This window comes from Bradyrhizobium sp. USDA 4541, from assembly GCF_024171085.1.
GTDB classification, from domain to species: domain Bacteria; phylum Pseudomonadota; class Alphaproteobacteria; order Rhizobiales; family Xanthobacteraceae; genus Bradyrhizobium; species Bradyrhizobium australafricanum.
Genome location: NZ_JALJZF010000001.1, coordinates 3,732,339 through 3,748,215, shown reverse-complemented (window position 1 = coordinate 3,748,215; position 15,877 = coordinate 3,732,339). Strand labels below are relative to the sequence as shown.

The 15,877-nt window shown below is 65.7% G+C and carries 12 protein-coding genes; 3 read left to right on the top strand and 9 right to left on the bottom strand.

Going from position 1 to position 15,877, the window contains the following annotated elements:
- Positions 1-3: 3 nt before the first annotated feature.
- Positions 4-2,784 (top strand): malto-oligosyltrehalose synthase, encoded by a 2,781-nt coding sequence (gene treY / locus J2R80_RS17580; RefSeq protein ID WP_253639010.1) that lies wholly within the window; start codon positions 4-6, stop codon positions 2,782-2,784.
- 9 nt (positions 2,785-2,793) lie between these two features.
- Here the strand turns inward: treY and J2R80_RS17575 are convergent, their stop codons facing one another.
- Positions 2,794-3,102 carry a polyhydroxyalkanoic acid system family protein gene (locus J2R80_RS17575; protein ID WP_253639009.1) on the bottom strand — a complete coding sequence of 103 codons (309 nt, stop codon included), beginning with the start codon at positions 3,100-3,102 and terminating at the stop codon, positions 2,794-2,796.
- A 168-nt stretch (positions 3,103-3,270) separates the two neighbouring features.
- Between J2R80_RS17575 and J2R80_RS17570 the strand changes: the two genes are divergently transcribed.
- Positions 3,271-3,435: a DUF3309 family protein gene (locus J2R80_RS17570; RefSeq protein WP_076823921.1), complete on the top strand. Its 165-nt coding sequence runs from the start codon at positions 3,271-3,273 to the stop codon at positions 3,433-3,435.
- Positions 3,436-3,514: 79 nt separating this feature from the next.
- Here J2R80_RS17570 and ligD read toward each other — a convergent pair whose 3' ends face one another.
- Positions 3,515-6,157: a DNA ligase D gene (ligD, locus tag J2R80_RS17565; protein ID WP_253639008.1), complete on the bottom strand. Its 2,643-nt coding sequence runs from the start codon at positions 6,155-6,157 to the stop codon at positions 3,515-3,517.
- A 116-nt stretch (positions 6,158-6,273) separates the two neighbouring features.
- Here ligD and J2R80_RS17560 point away from each other — a divergent pair, with 116 nt between their 5' ends.
- The gene (locus J2R80_RS17560) at positions 6,274-7,161 is read left to right on the top strand and encodes a Ku protein (RefSeq protein ID WP_253639007.1); all 888 of its coding nucleotides are present in this window, start codon (positions 6,274-6,276) and stop codon (positions 7,159-7,161) included.
- Between the two features lie 112 nt (positions 7,162-7,273).
- Here the strand turns inward: J2R80_RS17560 and J2R80_RS17555 are convergent, their stop codons facing one another.
- From J2R80_RS17555 to J2R80_RS17525, 7 genes are all read right to left on the bottom strand, one after another.
- Positions 7,274-7,516 (bottom strand): DUF6496 domain-containing protein, encoded by a 243-nt coding sequence (locus J2R80_RS17555; RefSeq protein WP_225161094.1) that lies wholly within the window; start codon positions 7,514-7,516, stop codon positions 7,274-7,276.
- A gap of 148 nt (positions 7,517-7,664) precedes the next feature.
- Entirely contained in the window at positions 7,665-8,354 is a 690-nt protein-coding gene (locus J2R80_RS17550; RefSeq protein WP_057014875.1) for a response regulator, read from the bottom strand.
- Positions 8,351-11,062 (bottom strand): sensor histidine kinase KdpD, encoded by a 2,712-nt coding sequence (locus J2R80_RS17545; RefSeq protein WP_253639006.1) that lies wholly within the window; start codon positions 11,060-11,062, stop codon positions 8,351-8,353. Before J2R80_RS17545 ends, J2R80_RS17550 begins: the two co-directional genes overlap by 4 nt.
- 39 nt (positions 11,063-11,101) lie before the next feature.
- Positions 11,102-11,707, bottom strand: a complete 606-nt coding sequence (locus J2R80_RS17540; RefSeq protein WP_057014873.1) for a K(+)-transporting ATPase subunit C — start codon at positions 11,705-11,707, stop codon at positions 11,102-11,104.
- A 113-nt stretch (positions 11,708-11,820) separates the two neighbouring features.
- Positions 11,821-13,932 carry a potassium-transporting ATPase subunit KdpB gene (kdpB, locus tag J2R80_RS17535; protein ID WP_253639005.1) on the bottom strand — a complete coding sequence of 704 codons (2,112 nt, stop codon included), beginning with the start codon at positions 13,930-13,932 and terminating at the stop codon, positions 11,821-11,823.
- Positions 13,933-13,955: 23 nt separating this feature from the next.
- Positions 13,956-15,659 (bottom strand): potassium-transporting ATPase subunit KdpA, encoded by a 1,704-nt coding sequence (kdpA, locus tag J2R80_RS17530; protein ID WP_157345482.1) that lies wholly within the window; start codon positions 15,657-15,659, stop codon positions 13,956-13,958.
- A gap of 119 nt (positions 15,660-15,778) precedes the next feature.
- Complete coding sequence (locus tag J2R80_RS17525) at positions 15,779-15,868, bottom strand: K(+)-transporting ATPase subunit F (RefSeq protein WP_016846764.1); 90 nt, start codon at positions 15,866-15,868, stop codon at positions 15,779-15,781.
- Positions 15,869-15,877 lie beyond the last annotated feature (9 nt).

Sequence of the window (15,877 nt, the reverse complement as noted above, 5' to 3'; positions counted from 1 at the left end):
ACAATGCCTCCGGCGATCCCGATCGCGACCTACCGTCTGCAACTCACTGCCGATTTCGACTTCGATGCCGCCGCTGGCGTGGCGCCGTATCTCAAGGCGCTCGGCATCAGCCATGTCTATGCGTCGCCCTTCATGAAGGCGCGCAAGGGCTCGACCCACGGCTATGACGTCGTCGACCACACCAAATTCAACCCGGAGCTCGGGGGCGAAGAGGGCTTTGCGCGGCTGAGCGACGCATTGAAGCGCCATGATCTCGGCCTGATCCTGGATTTCGTGCCGAACCATGTCGGCGTTCACTTCGCCGACAATCCGTGGTGGCTCGATGTGCTGGAATGGGGACCGGCGTCGCCGCACGCGGTCTCCTTCGACATCGACTGGGACCAGCTGCCCTATCGCGCGCGCGGCGGCGTGCTGTTGCCGATCCTCGGCTCGTCCTATGGCCAGGCGCTGGAGCGCGGCGACATCGAGCTGCGCTATGACGCGAACGAGGGCAGCTTCTCGGCCTGGTATTTCGAGCACCGCCTGCCGATCGCGCCGGAGCGCTATGGCGAGGTGCTGCGCACCATCGTCCGCGAGGCCGCGGCCGAAGACAGCCCGACCGGACGCGCGATGCTCGAGCTCGCCGCGCAATACCGGGCGCTGCGTCGCCCCAACCGCGTCGAAGCGCCGGCGCTGAAGGCGGCGATCAAGGCGATCGAGGGCGGCGCCGACGTCATCGCACGCGGCCTCGATGCCTATCGCGCTGGCGAGGACCGCCCGACCCAGACGCTGGCCCTGCATCATTTGCTGGAACGCCAGCACTACAAGCTCGGCCACTGGCGGCTGGCGTCCAGCGACATCAACTATCGCCGCTTCTTCGACGTCAACACGCTGGCCGGCCTCAGGGTCGAGGACGCCGCGACCTTCGAGGCGAGCCACAGCCTCGTGAAGCGGCTGATCGCCGAAGACCGGCTGCAGGGCCTGCGGCTCGACCATATCGACGGCCTGCGCGATCCCGCGCAGTACTTCCAGCGGCTGCGCCGCCTGATCCGCTCCGCGCAGGGCGCGAAGGCCAGGCCGTTCTACATGGTGATCGAGAAGATCCTCGGCGAGGACGAGAAGCTGCCGAAATTCAGCGGCGTTCACGGCACCACCGGCTATGAATGGATGAACACGATCAGCCAGGCACTGGTCGACGGTCGCGGCCTCGATCCACTGAACGAGATCTGGCGCCAGATCAGCAACCAGTCGCCGAACCTGACGCCAGTGTTGCGCGAGGCCAAGCAACGCGTGCTGGAGACACTGCTCACCAGCGAATTCACCGTGCTGGCGCGGCTGCTCGCGCGCATTGCCAGCGGACACTACTCGACCCGCGACTTCTCCGGCGACAGTCTGCGGCAGGCGCTCGAGCTCTATGTGCTGCACTTTCCGGTCTATCGCACCTATCTGACCGCTTCCGGCCCCGCCGCGCATGACCGCACGCTGATCAGCGAGACCATCGAGCGCGCTCGCGCTGACTGGTTCGCCGCCGACGAGGGTATCTTCGATTTCCTGCGCGATGCCTTGACCATGGACCTTTTGCAGCCCGGCCGGCCGCCGCATGGCGCGCCGCGGGTGCGACGCTTCGCGCTGAAGGTGCAGCAATTCACTGGGCCGATGATGGCGAAGTCGCTGGAGGATACCGCCTTCTATCGCTATCACCGGCTGCTGGCGCTCAACGAGGTTGGCGGCGATCCGGCGGCGGGTGCGATCGCAGCGGAGGCCTTTCACGCCATGATGCAGGCCCGCGCCCGCGAATGGCCGCACGGCATGACGGCGACCGCGACCCACGACACCAAGCGCGGCGAGGACGCCCGCGCCCGCATCATGGCGCTTGCGGAAATCCCCGGCGAATGGACCAGCGCGGTGGCGCGCTGGAAGGTGCTGAATGCGCCGCATCTGGTGCTCGACGGCGAGATGCGCGCGCCATCGGCGACGTTCGAATACATGCTGTATCAGGCCCTGCTCGGCACCTGGGATCCCGATGATGCGTCGCTCGCCGCCCGCATCCAGGCCTACGCGCTGAAGGCGGCGCGCGAGGGCAAGCAGGAAACCAGCTGGCTCAATCCGCACCAGCCTTACGAGGCCGGCGTGAAAGCCTTCATCGAGCGAATCCTCGATCGCAAGACCTCGCCGGAATTCCTCGATGCGCTGGGGACGCTGGCGCAACGGACCGCGTTGATCGGCGCGCTGAATTCGCTCAGCCAGATCACGCTGAAGGCAACCATGCCGGGCGTGCCGGATTTCTACCAGGGCACCGAAAGCTGGGATCTTTCGCTGGTCGATCCGGACAACCGCCGCCCGGTCGACTTTGCCAAACGGACAGGAATGCTCGCCGCACTGGAGACGCCGGATTGGGATGCGCTGGCGCAAGACTGGCGCGACGGCCGCCTCAAATTCGCATGGACGCGGCATCTGCTCCGGCTCCGCAACGAGATGGCCGATGTGTTCACCAGCGGCGACTACGTGCCGCTCGCCGTCAGCGGCCCGCACCGCGATCACGTCATTGCCTTCGCGCGGCGCCATGGCCGCGAGGCGGCGATCGTTGCGGTGGCAAGATCGTTCGCCCCGTTCACGCAGGGCGGCCGCAGCTGGCCGCGCCCCGAAGCTTTTGAGGGTGAAATCGACGCGGCTGGATATGCGCTCAGGGATGGCGCAACCCGGATTCAGCTCCCGGAGCTGTTCGGCAATCTGCCGTTCGCCGTGCTCAAGACAAAGGTCGCGGGGACGAAACGCACCGCAAGGCCGGCCCGCTCGCACGCCTGACGTCCTGCGTCAGCGCTTGGTCAGCAGCAATTTCCCGCGCTTCTGGATCGCCACCTGCGCGACCTCGGCGAACCGTTGCAGCAGCCACGGCAGCGTCACCTCGACGCGCACATGGGCATCCTCGACATCGACATGCCCGGCCGCGACCTGCCCCAGCGCCCGGACACGAAAGCTCATCCGGTTGTCGTCCCAGCGCTCCTCCTCGACGCTTATGACCGGCAGGTTCGCCGTCGCGCGCGACAGGCCCGTTTTCAAGCGGCGCATCGCCTCGTCGCGGCCGAGGCTATGGGGTATCGAAACGATCAGCGGCGCCGACATTGCGATGCACTCCTCCGTGGGTTTGGTTGATGTAGTTCTGTTCCAAGGCAAACGGAAGAACCACACAGGTTTATCACAGCGCCAACTCCGGAACCTTCACAGTTACGGGTTGTTTTCCTTCCCGAAGGGCAGAAACGAGACGGGCCCGCGGGGCTGAGGAGACGCTAGATGTCAATTGGAACGATCATTCTCATCATCCTGGTCATTGCGCTGCTTGGCGGCTTCAGCGGCATCGGCGGCGGACCGTTTTACGGTACCGGCTATTACGGCGGCGGCGGGCTCGGCCTGGTCGTCGTGATTCTGCTGATCCTGCTCCTGATGGGACGACTGTAGCCCTTGGTAGCGTTGCGTCCTGCCGATATCGACGACCAGCATCACCCGCGAAAGCGGGTGGTGCTTCGTTGGACGGCGCTTATTTGGCCGCGAGCTTCTTCATCGCCGACTTGATCGACGACGCCGCATCCTCGTAGCCATCCCAGGCCTTCGTCTTCGCGAGCAAGGCCGGCACGGTGCGCAGCGTGAATTTCTTCGGATCGAGGTCACCGCGCAGCTGCGGCCAGGTCAGCGGCATCGACACTGTCGCCCCCGGACGCGCCCGCGGCGACAACACCGCGACCGCCGTCGACATCCTGTCGTTGCGCAAATAGTCGAGGAAGATCTTTCCCGTGCGCTTGGCCTTGGACATGTTGATCAGATAGCGCTCGGGATCGTCCTGCGCCATCCACTGGCAGACCGCCTGCGCGAACGCCTTGGCCTCCTTCCACGTCACCTTGTCCCTGCTGCCTGCGAGCAGCGGTGTGACGACGTGCAGACCTTTGCCGCCGGTGGTCTTGCAGAAGCTTTCGAGGCCGACCGCGGTCAGCCGTTGCCGCATGTCCTTGGCGGCGTCGATCACGTCGGTGAATGCAACATCGGGCGCGGGATCGAGATCGAACACCAGCCGGCCCGGCGTGTCATAGGCATCGGGCGCGCAATTCCAGGGATGCAGCTCGAGACCGCCGAGCTGCGCGACTGCTGCCAGGCCCTCGATCTGGTCGATCTGCAAATAGGGTTTACGGTCGCCCGAGACCTTCGCAAGCTTGAGCAGTTTTGATGTGCCGGCCATCGCATGACGCTGGAAGAAGGTCTCGCCCTTGATGCCGTCGGGCGCACGCACGATCGAGCACGGCCGGCCCTTGAGATAGGAGATCATCCATTCGCCGACCGCCTCGAAATAGTTCGCGAGGTCGAGCTTGGTCACCGGCTCGCCATCGCCCGCATCGGGCCACAGCGCCTTGTCCGGGTGCGAGATGACGACACCCATCACCTCGCTGGACGCCTTCCCGGTGCCCTTCTTCGCCACGCCCTTGGCCATCGGCTTCACCACTTTGGTTACAACCGGCCGCTCGGCCTCGACCTCGTGCGCCGGCTTGTCCTGGCGCAGGCCCTTGAAGGCGGCCTGGCGGATATTGCCGGCGTCGGTCCAGCCGGCGAACTCGATCTCGGCGACCAGCTCCGGCTTGAGCCAGTGCACGTCGCGGGTCTTCTTCGGCGCGTCCTTGCCGCCGAACGGGTTCTTGTCCGCCTCCGCCGCCTTCAGTGCCGGCATGATGCGGCGGACCGTGTCCTGGCCGAAGCCGGTGCCGACGATGCCGACAAACGCCAGATGATCGCCGCGATAGACGCCCGCCATCAGCGAGCGAAATTTGCCATTGGTGGTCTTCCAGCCGCCGAGCACCACCTCATGGCCGGCGCGGATTTTTGCCTTGGTCCAGTCGTCGGAGCGACTGGAACGGTAGGCGCCGTCGAGCCGTTTGGAGACGATGCCTTCGAGGCCGAGCTTGCGCGCGGATTCCAGCACCGCCTCGCCGCGCTGCTCGAAATGTTCGACATAGCGGATCAGAGGGTTCTTGCCCTTGCGCGCCGCGAGCAATTGCTTCAGCCGCGCCTTGCGCTCGGCGAGCGGCAGCGGGCGCAGGTCCTCGGTGCCGGCGAACAGCAGGTCGAACGCGTAGAAGATCAGCCGATCCGTCTTGCCGTCGGAGAGCGCGGCCTGCAGCGTCGAAAAATGCGGCGTGCCGTTCTTGTCGAGCGCGACGATCTCGCCATCGATCAGCGCGTCGGGCAGCTTCTCCGCCTCCTTCACGATCGCGCCGAACTTGGCGGTCCAGTCGAGCCCCTTGCGCGTCTTCAGCACGGCCTCGCCGTCTTCGACGCGGAGCTGCACGCGGTAACCGTCGAACTTGATCTCGTGGCACCAGCCCGTGCCATTGGGTGGAGACTCCACCGCGGCGCAGAGCTGCGGCGCGACGAAATCGGGCATCTCCGATACCTGCTTCGGTTTCGCCTGCCGCGTCACTTTCAGCCGCTCCTTGGGCGCCGGCGCCTTGGTCCTGGCGCGCGCGTCCGCAGCCATGCCGTGGTTGGACTGCCAGACCGCGTCCGCCTTGGCCTTGCCGTTGCCCTTGGCCAGCATGAACGGCTTCGGCGCCCGGCCCTTGCCGGCCGCGATCTGCGCCATCGAGCGTCCGGAGGCGACCGAACGGTCTTTGTCGAGGATCTCCTCGCCGTTGCCGTCAACGGCATATTCGTCGCGGTGCTTGATCAGGAGCCAGTTGGTGCGCTTGCCGCCAAAGCGGTCGCCCTTCATCCGCACTAGCACCCAGCTGCCGTGCAGCTTGTCGCCCTCAAGCGTGAACTTCAGGTCGCCCTTCTTGAAGCCGCGCTCGGGATCGTCCGATTCCCAAGTGCCGCGATCCCACAGCTGCACCGTGCCGCCGCCGTACTGGCCTTCGGGAATGGTGCCTTCGAAATCGCCATAGTCGAGCGGATGATCCTCGACCTCCACCGCCAGCCGCTTGTCATGCGGATCGAGCGAGGGCCCGCGCGTCACCGCCCAGGACTTGAAGACGCCATCGAATTCGAGCCGCAGATCGTAATGCAACCGCGTCGCGTCGTGCTTCTGGATGACGAAGCGCCGCTGCTTGCTGGGTGCGACCTTGACGTCGCCCGACGGCTCGTTGGTCTTCTCGAAGTCGCGCTTCTTGCGATAGGTGGACAGGTTTCTCAGCGACACAACAAACCTCGGCAAACCCTCGGCGCAAACGACGGCCGCCGCCTCCGTGCGGCCATCAGGAACCAAAACCCACGGTATCCGTTCAAGTTCCAAACTCAAGCTGTTTGGAGGCGATCATGGCCGCTCCCCGCGCCTACTGGAAAGGCACGCTCAAGCTCTCGCTGGTGTCATGCCCGGTGGCGCTCTACCCGGCCTCGACCGCGGTCGAGAAGACCCGCTTCCACATGATCAACCGGGAGACCGGCAACCGGCTGAAGCAGCAGATGGTCGATACCGAGACCGGCGACGTTGTCGAGGGCGATCAGAAGGGCCGCGGCTACGAGGTCAGCAAGGGCAAATATGTCGAGATCGAGAAGGACGAGCTCGAAGCGGTGCAGATCGAGAGCAACCATACCATCGACATCGACAGCTTCGTGCCCGAGGGCGAGATCGACAAGCGCTATCTCGACCACCCCTACTACATCAGGCCCGACGGCAAGGCCGGCGTCGACGCGTTCGCGGTGATCCGCGACGCCATGAAGGATCAGGACCGCGTCGCGCTGGCGCGGATCGTGCTGACCAACCGCGAGCATGTGATCGCGATCGAGCCGCTCGACAAGGGCATGCTCGGCACCACCTTGCGTTACCCCTACGAGCTGCGCGACGCCGACGATTATTTCGACGACATCAGGAGCCCGAAGGTCACGAAGGACATGATCGAGCTCGCCGGCCATATCCTCGACAGCAAGGCCGCGCATTTCGATCCGTCGAAATTCAAGGATGAGTACGAGACCGCGCTGAAGGCCCTGGTCCGCCGCAAGGCGGCCGGCAAGCCGATCAAGGCCGCCGAGCGCGAGGAGAAGCCAAGCAACGTCGTGAGCCTGATGGACGCGCTGCAGCAGAGCCTGAAACGCGGCAAGAGCGGCGCAAGGCGCTCGCGCTCCACCGCGCGCCGCCCGACCCCGCATCGCCGCGCCGCCAAGAAGGCGCACCGGTCAAGCGCGCGGCGACGCAAGGCGGGATGAGATCTCTCGTCCTTGCGAGCGCAGCGAAGCAATCCATCTCTCCACATACGCGGAGGGATGGATTGCTTCGTCGCTACGCTCCTCGCAATGACGGATGGATGCAACTCGTCCGCTACTTCTTCTTCGAGCTCTTCCGCTTCTTGGCAGTCTTGCGCTTCTTCGCCGTCTTCTTCTTTGACGACTTCTTCGGCACTTTCCTGCCCTTGGCGCGTGCCTCGGACAAGCCGATCGCGATCGCCTGCTTGCGGCTCTTCACCTTCTTCTTGGAGCGGCCGCTGCGCAGCGTGCCGGCCTTGCGTTTCTTCATCGCGCGCTCTACATCGCCCGATGCCTTCCGCGAATATTTCCTTGCCATGGCTTGTCTCCCGCTAACGGAAAACAAGCCTCGATGGCAGCGAAAGTTCCGTTTGGTGTCGTCGGGCGACGGCACCAACGTAGCCCGCATGAGCGCAGCGACATGCGGGAGATGCCCCGGATATCGCTTCGCTCATCCGGGCTACATGTTAGTCCGCCGCGCGCAGCCGATAGCCGATGCCGGTCTCGGTCAGCACGAATTGCGGACGCTCCGGGTCGGCCTCGATCTTCTGGCGGAGCTGGCGCACATAGACGCGCAGATATTGCGCGTCGGTCAGTTCGTCCCACAATTCCTTCAAGAGGAAGCGGTGGGTCAACACCTTGCCGGCATGCTGAACCAGCACGCGCAACAGGTCATATTCCTTCGGCGACAGCTTGATCTCTTTGTCGCCGACCTTGACGATCCGGCGCACCAGATCGACCGAAAGATCGCCGGAGCGAAACACCGGCCGCTCGCCCTGCACCTGCAACTGGTGCCGCAGCGCCGCGCGCAGCCGCGCCAGCAATTCGTCCATGCCGAACGGCTTGGTCAGGTAGTCGTCGGCGCCGAGATCGAGCGCCTGCACCTTGCCGGCCTCGTCGCCGCGGCTCGACAGCACCACGATCGGCACGCTCTCGTTGCGGCCGCGGATCATGCGCAAGAGGTCATGGCCCTGAATGTCGGGCAATCCGAGGTCGAGGATGATCAGCGCCGGTCCCTCACCCAGCATCTCCAGCGCCAGCTTGCCGTTGGATGCCTCGAGGATGTCATAGCCCTGCGTGCTCAGCCCCATCCGCAGCAACTTGCGGATCGGCGGCTCGTCGTCGATGACCAGGACCTTGATCGGCGTCGCGTTCATGCAGCAGTGTCCAGCGCGTTGGTGTCGGCAGGGATCGGCAGGCGGATGGTGATGACGGCGCCGCTGCGGTCGGCGCGGTTGGCCGCCGCGATCGTGCCGCGCATCGCCTCGACGAAGCCGCGCGAAATCGCAAGCCCGAGGCCGGTACCGGGACGGACATGGTCGCCCTTCTCGGCGCGATAGAATTTGTCGAACACGCTTTCGAGCTCGGCCGCGGGAATCCCGTTGCCTTCATCGAGGATCTGCAGCGCGATGGTGTCGCGATCGCGGGCGCCGCGGATCGAGATCGTGGTGTCCGACGGGGCGTATTTGGCAGCGTTGTCGAGCAGGTTGAACAGCACCTGCTCGAACAGCACGGCGTCGAGCTCCAGCATCGGCAGATCGGCCGCGAGCTCCAGCGACACCCGGTGATGCACCAGGATCTTGCTCGCCCGCCGCAGCGCGCTGCCGACGATCTCGCCGACATCATGGCGCGCCGTGTTCGGCACGATCGCGCCGGATTCCAGCTTGGTCATGTCGAGCAGATTGGCGATGAACCGATTCAGCTGCTCGGACTCGTCGATCACGGTGGCGAGCAGATCGTGCTTCTGCGCATCGCTCAGGTTGGCGCCGAGGTCGCGCAGCGCCGAGGCCGAGCCGAGCACCGAGGCCAGCGGCGTCTTGAGATCGTGCGAGATCGAGGTCAGGAGCGCGCCGCGCAGCCGGTCGGATTCCACCGTGCGCTTGACGCGGTCCATGTCCTCGACCAGCAGCACGCGCTCGATCGCCAGCGCGCCCTGATCGACCAGCGCATCGAGCAGCCGGCGCTGGTCCGGCGTCAGCAAGGGCCCGGTGCGGTCGTCGTCGATGCCGATCACCCCGATCGGGCCGCGGCCGGTGCGCATCGGCAGGAACAGCCGTTTTCCCCCCGGCAGCGTGTCCGAGCCGCGGCCGGCCGGGCGGTCGTTGCCCCAGGCCCAGTTGGCGGCGGCAAGATCGGCCTGGTCGAGCTGATCCTCCGGCGGATAGCCGCTCTTGACGGTCAGCATGCCGTCCTCCGGCAGCAGCAGCACCACGCGCACCTTGAGCATCAGCGCGATCTGGTAGGCGGTCGCCCACAGCACGTCGTCCAGTGTCGCGGTGCCGGCAAGCTTGCGGCTGAAGGCGTAGAGCGATTCGGTGGTGCGGACGCGGCTGATCGCGGTGTCAGCCTGGGTGCGCACCCGCGCCGCGACGTTGGAGACCAGCAGCGCGATCAGCATGAAGAAGAAGAACGCCGCGACATTGGTCGGGTCAGTGATGGTGAAGGTATAGACCGGCGGCAGGAAGAAGAAATTGTAGCACAGCGAGGCCGCGACGCTCGCCAGCAGCGACGGCCCGAGGCCATAGCGCGCCGCGGCGCCGACCACGGCGGTGAGGAAGACCAGGTCGACATTCTCGATGCCGAAGAACGGCTGGATCAGCTTGGCCGCGCCGAGCCCGAGCGCCGCCAGCAGCAGCGCCATCAGATACGGCCGCGGATTGAACGGCTCCTGCCGCTGCGCGGTCTGCACCGCCGCCTTGCCGACCGGCAGCTCGTCGCCGGCGATCACGTTGACGCTGATATTGCCGGCGCGGCGCACCAGATCGTGCACCACGGACCCATGCGTCAGCTCGAACCAGCGCGAGCGCGTCGACTTGCCGATGATGATCTGGGTGACGTTGTTGGCCTGGGCGAAATTGATGACGTCGTCGGCGATACGGCGGCCGACGCCGGGCAGCGTCAGCGCCTCGCCGCCGAGCGATTCCGCGAGCCGCATGGTGTCGGCCAGCCGGTCGCGCTGCTCGTCGGAAAGTTGCAGGCTGCGCCGCGTCTCGATGCTGACCGCGGTCCATTGCGCATGCAGCCGGTCGGCGAGGCGCTTGGTGTAGCGCACGAGGCCGGCCGCGCGCGGATCCTCGCTCAGGCAGACCAGGATGCGCTCGCCGGCGGCCCAGGGTCCGGCAATCGCATTGGCCTGCATGTGGTTGAGCAGCTGCTCGTCGACCCGCTCGGCCGTGCGGCGCAGCGCCAGCTCGCGCAGCGCGGTGAGATTGCCGGGCGAGAAATAGTGTTCCAGCGCCCGCTCGGCCTGCTTGGGCACATAGACCTTGCCCTCCTTCAGCCGCTGGATCAGGTCGTCGGGCGTCAGGTCGATCAGCTCGATGGCATCGGCGCGATCGACCACCGAGTCGGGCACCGTCTCGCGCACCCGTACATGGGTGATCTGCGCGACGACGTCGTTGAGGCTCTCGATGTGCTGGATGTTGATCGCGGTATAGACGTCGATGCCGTGCGACAGCAGCTCCTCGACGTCGAGATAGCGCTTGGGATGCCGGCTGCCCGGCGCGTTGGTATGGGCGAGCTCGTCGACCAGCGCGAGCTGCGGCCGCCGCGCGATCAATGCATCGAGGTCCATCTCCTCTAGCGTCTGGTCGCGATAGGTCAGCCGCTTCCGCGGCAGCACCTCGAGACCCCTGAGCAGCGTCTCGGTCTCGACCCGACCGTGGGTTTCGACGACGCCGACCACGACGTCGACGCCCGCCTTCAGGCGGGCGTGGGCGCTCGAGAGCATCTCGTAGGTCTTGCCGACGCCGGGGGCGGCGCCGATGAAGATCTTCAGCCGTCCCGATCGATCGGTCTCCCGGCGCGCCGCCTCCAGCAGCGCATCCGGCGAGGGTCGTTTGTCAGGGTCGCGCTGATTGGCCATACCGCAATATAGTCATCCTGCGAGGGGCAGCCTACTCTCCTATTTTGGCTTTGCCGCGTCGAGCGCCAGGTTGAGCGCAAGAACGTTAACACGGGGCTCGCCGATCACGCCGGCGAAGCGGCCCTGCGTGTTCTGCGTCACCAGCTCACGCACTGCGTCCTCGGACATGCTGCGCGCTTTGGCGACCCGCGGCACCTGGAACAGCGCGGCGTCCGGCGAGATATCCGGATCGAGCCCGCTGCCCGACGTGGTCACAAGATCGACCGGCACGCTGGCGGACGGGTTCTCCGCCTTCAGCTTCTCGACATCCTCCTTGACCCGGTCGTTCAGCGCCTTGCTGGTCGGGCCGAGGTTGGAGCCGCCGGAATTGGCCGCATTGTAGGGCGCCGGCACTGTCTTCGTGGAGTCGTTCGGATCGGGCGCGACCGTCGCCGACGGCCGGCCATGGAAGTATTTATCTTCCTTGAACTCCTGCCCGATCAGGGCGGAGCCGATCACCTTGCCGTCCTGCTCGATCAGGCTGCCTTGCGCCTGGCGCGGGAAGATGACGCCGGCGATGCCGGTGATGGCGAGCGGATAGGCAAGGCCCGTGATCGCGGTCAGCAGGACCAGCACGAGGATGGCGGGGCGGATTTCTTTCAGCATGACTGGTCTCCTAAATCTCTTTCGTCATTGCGAGCGAAGCGAAGCAATCCATGGATCGGCATAACGGATGGATGGATTGCTTCGTCGCTTCGCTCCTCGCAATGACGTTGTGGTTAAGCCAGGCCCAAGGCGGCGACGACGAGGTCGATCGCCTTGATGCCGATGAACGGGATGACGATGCCGCCGAGACCGTAGATCATCAGGTTGCGGCCGAGCAGCGCGCCGGCACCCACCGCGCGATACTTGACGCCCTTCAGCGCCAAGGGAATCAGCGCGATGATGATCAGCGCATTGAAGATGATCGCCGACAGGATCGCGCTTTGCGGACTCGCCAGGTGCATCACGTTCAACACCTGAAGCTGCGGATAGAACGCGAGGAACATCGCCGGGATGATCGCAAAGTACTTCGCGACGTCGTTGGCGATCGAGAACGTGGTCAGCGCGCCGCGGGTCATCAGCAGCTGCTTGCCGATCTCGACCACCTCGATCAGCTTGGTCGGGTTGGAATCGAGGTCGACCATGTTGCCGGCCTCGCGGGCGGCCTGCGTGCCGGTGTTCATGGCGACGCCGACATCGGCCTGCGCCAGCGCCGGCGCGTCGTTGGTGCCGTCGCCGCACATCGCGACCAGCTTGCCCTTGGATTGCTCGTCGCGGATCAGCTTGAGCTTGTCCTCGGGGGTTGCCTGCGCCAGGAAGTCGTCGACGCCGGCCTCGGCCGCGATCGCGGCCGCGGTCATCGGGTTGTCGCCGGTGATCATCACGGTGCGGATGCCCATGCGGCGCAGTTCGGCAAAGCGCTCGCGGATACCGCCCTTGACGATGTCCTTCAGGTGCACGACGCCGAGCAGCTTGCCGTCCTTGGCGACGGCCAGCGGCGTGCCGCCGGCCTTTGCGATCTCGTCGGCGATCGACTGGATCTCGCGCGCTTCGGCGCTCATCGTCGCCGCGACCGCGCGGACGGTGTTGCCCGAGGCGACGGTGCGGGGCGAGCCGCCGTCGACATAGGCAAGGATCGCGTCCACCGCGCCCTTGCGGACCGACGACGTGCCGGCATCGATGCCGCTCATGCGGGTCTGCGCGGTGAACGGCACGAAGGTCGCGGCAAGCTCATGCATGTCGCGTCCGCGGATGCCGTATTTCTCCTTGGCGAGCACCACGATCGAGCGGCCTTCCGGCGTCTCGTCGGCCAGCGAGGCAAGCTGCGCTGCGTCGGCGAGGTCCTGCTCGGCGACGCCGCGGATCGGACGGAATGCGGTCGCCTGGCGGTTGCCGAGCGTGATGGTGCCGGTCTTGTCCAGCAGCAGCGTATCGACGTCGCCGGCAGCCTCCACCGCGCGGCCAGACATCGCCAGCACGTTGAAGCGCACCAGGCGGTCCATGCCGGCGATGCCGATCGCCGACAAAAGCGCGCCGATCGTGGTCGGGATCAGCGTCACGAACAGCGCCACCAGCACAACGACCGAAATCGAGCCGCCGGCATAGGCCGCATAGCTCGGGATCGTCACCGTCGCGAACACGAAGATGATGGTGAGGCCGGCCAGCAGGATGTTGAGCGCGATCTCGTTCGGCGTCTTCTGCCGCTCGGCGCCCTCCACCAGCTTGATCATGCGGTCGATGAAGGTCGAGCCCTGGGCTGCGGTGATGCGGACACGGATCCAGTCCGACAGCACCTGGGTGCCGCCGGTGACCGCGGAACGGTCGCCGCCGGACTCGCGGATCACGGGCGCGGATTCACCCGTGATCGCGGCTTCATTGACCGAGGCCACGCCTTCGATCACCTCGCCGTCGGACGGGATGTTGTCGCCGGCCTCGACCAGCACGACGTCGCCGACCTTCAGCGAGGTGCCGGGCACCATGCGATAGGTCCGGTCGGTGCCGGTGAGCAGCTTGGCCTGGCTCTCGGTACGGGTCTTTTTCAGCGATTCCGCCTGCGCCTTGCCGCGGCCTTCGGCAACGGCCTCGGCGAAGTTGGCGAACAGCACCGTGAACCAGAGCCAGAGGATAATCTGGAAGGTGAAGCCGAGATTGGCGCTGCCGGTGACGAGGTCGCGGACGAAGATCACCGTGGTCAACGCGGCCACGACCTCGACCACGAACATCACGGGGTTCTTCGCCATCACCCTAGGATCGAGCTTGACGAAGGCCGAGCGGATCGCCGGCACCAGGATCTTCGGGTCGAACATGGTCGACGCCGTCACCTGCTTTTGCAGTCTTGTGGTTTCCATGGTTGTCACTCCGGACAATTCGATCAGAACAGGGTGTTGGCGTTCATGGCGAGGTGCTCGACGATCGGCCCGAGCGCCAGCGCCGGGAAGAAGGTGAGACCGCCGATGATCAGGATCACGCCGATGACGAGGCCGACGAACAGCCCGCCGGTGGTCGGGAAGGTGCCCGCCGAGGCCGGGATCGACTTCTTCTCGACCAGCGAACCTGCAATGGCCATCGCCGGCACGATCATGAAGAAGCGGCCGACGAACATCGCGGAGGCGAGCGTCAGATTGTAGAACAGGGTGTTGCCGGTGAGGCCCGCGAAGGCCGAGCCGTTGTTGCCGGTCGCCGAGGTGAACGCGTACAGCACCTCGGTGAAGCCGTGCGGGCCGGAGTTCGCCATCGAGGCCACCGCCGACGGCAGTACCACGCCGACCGCGGTCCAGCCGAGATACATCAGCGGCAGCACCAGGATCGCGAGCATCGCCATCTTGACCTCGCGCGCCTCGATCTTCTTGCCGACATATTCCGGAGTGCGGCCGACCATCAGGCCGGCGACGAAGATCGCCAGCACGACGAACAGCAACATGCCGTAGAAGCCGGCGCCGACGCCGCCGATGATGACCTCGCCGAGCTGCATGTTGATCAGCGGGATCATGCCGCCGAGCGCGGTGAAGCTGTCATGCATGGCATTGACCGCGCCGCAGGAGGCGGCAGTCGTGACGACGGCGAACAGCGAGGACGCGACGATGCCGAAGCGGACCTCCTTGCCCTCCATGTTGCCGCCGGTGAGACCGAGCGCGTGCAGCGCCGAGGTGCCGTTGGCTTCCGCCCAGTAGGTGACGGTGACGCCGGCGACGAACAGGATGCCCATCACGGCGAAGATCGCCCAGCCCTGGCGCTCGTTGCCGACCATGCGGCCGAACACGTTGGTCATGGCGGCGCCGAGTGCGAAGATCGAGACCATCTGCACGAGGTTCGACAGCGCGGTCGGATTCTCGAAAGGATGCGCGGCGTTGGCGTTGAAGAAGCCGCCGCCATTGGTGCCGAGCATCTTGATCGCGACCTGCGAGGCCACGGGCCCGAGCGCGATGGTCTGCTTGCCGCCCTCCAGCGTGGTGGCGTCGACATAAGCGCCGAGCGTCTGCGGCATGCCCTGCCAGACCAGGAACAGCGCGTAGACGACGCAGATCGGCAGCAGCACGTAGAGCGTACAGCGCGTGACATCAACCCAGAAATTGCCGACGGTGCGCATCGACGAGCGGGTGAAGCCGCGGATCAGCGCCATCGCCAGCGCGATGCCGGTCGCCGCCGACAGGAAATTCTGGTGGGTGAGGCCGACCATCTGGACCAGATAGGACAGCGTGCTCTCGCCGCCGTAGTTCTGCCAGTTGGTGTTGGTGATGAAGGAGATCGCGGTGTTGAAGGAAAGGTCCTCGGCGACCGCCGACTGTCCGGCCGGGTTGAACGGCAGCACCGCCTGCAGCCGCATCAGGCCGTAGATGATGGCGAAGCCGCCGACATGGAACAGCAGCATGGCGACCGTATAGGTCAGCCAGTGCTGCTCGCGCCGCTCGTCGACGCCGCCGACCCAGTAGATGCCGCGCTCGACCGGGCGCAGCACGGGCGACAGGAAGGTGCGCTCGCCGTTGAACACGCGGGTCATGTACCAGCCGAGCGGTTTGACCAGCGCGGCAACGATCGCGCAGAACAGAATAATTTGAATCCAGCCGATGACGGTCATTGCGTCAAACCTTTCGAATGGGAGCGAAGCGCAGCATCGACGCGAACAAGCCGAGCAACAGCCCGGTCAGCATCGCGTCGGCTAACAGAATTGTGCAAAGCGCTGACATCGCGGGCCGCCTAGAAGCGTTCGGGCCGCAGCAATGCGTAAGTGAGGTAGAACAGCAGGCCGAGCGAGACGAGGCCGGCGAGCGAGTAATCGAAGATCATCGCCGCCTC